We start from the raw sequence: 2,940 nt of genomic DNA, 5'->3' as shown, positions 1-2,940 counted from the left end.
GAGGTCGGACCGGCGCGGCTGCTCCACCCTGGCGCGGAACTCGACCGGCCCGCCCGGAGACAACTCGCCCCACTCCGGACCCGAAGCAAGGACGACCACCCCACCGCCGGCGCGTATCGTCACCCCACCGCGCCGGTACTCTCGCAGATCCGCCCGAACCGTCCACCCCCGATCCTCACCCGCCCCTTTGGCGCGCAACGGCTTCGGATCGTCTGTCGGAATGACCACCACACGCAGTGATTGCCCGGCCGCCGCCCGCAGCGGATGCGTCGCCACGCGATGTTCCCGCCATGCCGCCGCGGCCGCGAACCCCGCCCCGAGCACCACCGCCGCGAGCGCCACCGCCGCCACCGCTCGCCGGCGTTCGCCGGCGTGCGCGACCGCCCACAGCAGCAGCACCCACAATCCGATGGCCAGAATCGTCAACGCGAGCGCCAGCACCATCCCGGCCCGCCACCCCGCCGTCACCGCCACAAGGGTTGCGCCCCAACAGCACAAGGCAGCGGGCAACAGGCGAGCGTCGAGTGCCTGAACGGCGCCGGGCTCTTCCGGCGCCGCACCGTCGTTCTGACTTCGAGCGGCGCCGGCGCCCGTGCCGACCCGCATCGATTCCGTATCGGCGCCCAACTTCCGGCGAACCAGTTCGAGCAACCGCGCGGCGCTCATACCCGCACCAGATCACGCAGCCGGGCCAGGCGGGCGGGGCCGATGCCGTCGACCTCGCCGAGCTGCTCGACGGAGGTGAAGCGACCGTTGGTCGTACGCCAGCTGACGATGGCGCGTGCGGTGACGGGCCCGACGCCGGGGAGAGCATCGAGTTCGGCCTCGGACGCCGTATTGAGGTCGATCCGTCCCGCCGGGCTCGCAGGGCGGCTCGGCGCGGCGGCGGACCCGCTGGACGGACGACCGCCTGGGCCGATCGTGCCGCTGGCCTGCTGCGGCGCGGCCGGATTCGGTGCGACCGGCCCGACCAGCACTTGATCGCCGTCCGACAAACGCTGCGCCAGATTCAGTCCGGTGGTGTCCGCGCCTTCACTCGGGCCGCCCGCCGCGGCGAGCGCATCGGCGACACGCGAACCTTCGGGGAGCCGAACCAAACCGGTGCGCTGCACCAAGCCGACCACACTGACGACCAGTTCGGTGGTCGGCGGGCCGGGATCGGCTCGTCCCGATCGATCCCCGGCCGCGCTCGCCGTGGCGGTGGCACCGGTCGTGGCTGCGGCGACGCTCTGCCCGATCGGCAACGGCGGCACCGTGTGCGCGATGGGGCGCTCACGGAACGCGACCACTCCGGCGACGACCATCGCGGCAAGGCCGACGAACACGAGCGTGCGGACCCCGCGACGACCCGGATCGAGCCGGACGCCCCGGAATCGTTCGGGCACAAGGCGGTGCAGCCGGTTCGCTCCGTGCGTCGACTCCTCCAGCCAGCCTGGGGATCGGACTCGACCGACATCGTCTCCGGCCTCCCGGTCGGGCGCGGGACAGCCGGACAACCGCATGTGATCCCATTTCCCCGCCGCACCCGAAAAGTTCTCGGGCCCTGGCTCATCCGTTCGCGGAGCACCGGCGGTGGGGCTACCCACGGGCGTCGACCGGCGCTGGTCTTCGTCGTCCTCGGATTCGGCGGGACGGAAATGCACCACAGACTCGCCATCCGGTGGGTGCTGCGTCTGGCCTGCCATAGGACCGGGGCGGACGACGGGCGGTTTTCGGCTCGTCTGCTGCCAGGTCCCCGGTGGACGCGGGGCCTTTTCGTCCGAAGGCGATGGGCGTGTGACGGTGCCCGTTCCTCCCCGGCGTGGGGCGGCGGGCGCGGTGCGGCTCGGACGATCCGGCTGCCCGGTCTCGTCCACGCGCCCACCGCGCGGAGAGCGCACCGTCCCCCATCCGGACGGGTCGCGTTCCGCTCCCTGCCCGGCGGTCCCGGTGCCCGCACCGGCCGTCATGCTCACGCCGACCCGGGCGGTCAGCTCACCCAATCGCCGGCGTACCCGCTCGCGTTCGTCCTGTCGTGACATGGCCGCGACGGTAGTGCCGGCACGCGCCGGAAGAATCCGTTCGACCAGCCGATTCGACGAAGCTGTTGACAACCGCCGCCCTGTGGACAACTCGCCGGTCCTGCGCGACAGCGCATCCGGCGACGTGCCGTCTCAGCCCAGATCTTTGGCGAAGCAGTTCGACAGCGGAAGGACCTCGTACGGCGCGAAGATCGGGATGCGGTGGTAGCCGCTGCGTTCGTAGAAGCGAACGGCCTCCGGTTGCAGGTGACCGGTCTGCAGGATCAGTCGGGGGCGTCCGGCCGCGCGGGCGGCATCCTCGGTGGCGGCGAGCAACAGCGCCGCGGCGCCCGAACCGCGATACGCGGGGCGGACGAACATCCGTTTGACCTCGAGTTCCTCCCCGTTCCACCGCAGCGCGGCGTGGCCCACCGGACCGGCCGAGTACGCCACGAAAGTGCTGTGCACGGTGGCGGGGTCCACCGCGTTCGGGTTCGTGGGCAACTGCCTGGCCAGATGCGCGTAGCGCGGCCCGACCTCGGCGGCCATCTCCGCGCGCAACGTCGCCGCGTCCGGATGGTCCCAGTCCACCGCGGCCACGGTGAGCGGCGGACGGACCGGCGGCTTCACGGAACTCATGTTCCGACGCTAGCCGTACGCCGGGCGACCCGCCCGCATTCGGATCACCGAGATCGTAGTCCGACTGAACGATCGCACCTGCTCAGTGACACCCGCCGGGGACGACGAGCACGCCGAGCGCCCCCAACCCGAGGTGCACCGCCAGTGCGGGCCCGAACTCGGCGACGATGAGTTCTTTCAGGCCGGGCACGAGTTCGCGCAACTGGCCTGCGATGGTGTGCGGCCGCGTCCGCGGCGCCCACGATGCCTGCACGGCCACCGCGGCGGCCGTCCTCGCCGGCCGCGTCGACCGCCGCGGCGA

2 protein-coding genes and 2 pseudogenes are annotated in these 2,940 nt (G+C 72.3%); all 4 read right to left on the bottom strand.

Translation table 11 applies throughout. The features are described 5' to 3' along the window. Nucleotides 1–666: pseudogene (locus ON21_RS30550) on the bottom strand (DUF4131 domain-containing protein); the annotation flags it as partial. Then, the gene (locus tag ON21_RS41090) at nucleotides 663–2,021 is read right to left on the bottom strand and encodes a ComEA family DNA-binding protein (RefSeq protein ID WP_373281161.1); all 1,359 of its coding nucleotides are present in this window, start codon (nucleotides 2,019–2,021) and stop codon (nucleotides 663–665) included. The pseudogene ON21_RS30550 and the gene ON21_RS41090, both read right to left, overlap by 4 nt. A gap of 132 nt (nucleotides 2,022–2,153) precedes the next feature. Then, nucleotides 2,154–2,639 carry a GNAT family N-acetyltransferase gene (locus tag ON21_RS30540; RefSeq protein WP_051021501.1) on the bottom strand — a complete coding sequence of 162 codons (486 nt, stop codon included), beginning with the start codon at nucleotides 2,637–2,639 and terminating at the stop codon, nucleotides 2,154–2,156. Nucleotides 2,640–2,721: 82 nt separating this feature from the next. After that, nucleotides 2,722–2,940 (bottom strand): annotated as a pseudogene (locus ON21_RS30535) (hypothetical protein); the annotation flags it as partial.

This window comes from Nocardia araoensis NBRC 100135 (assembly GCF_000308435.1).
Classification (GTDB): Bacteria; Actinomycetota; Actinomycetes; order Mycobacteriales; family Mycobacteriaceae; genus Nocardia; species Nocardia araoensis.
The sequence above is the reverse complement of the archived record's forward strand: the minus strand, read 5'-3'. Positions and strand labels throughout refer to the sequence as shown.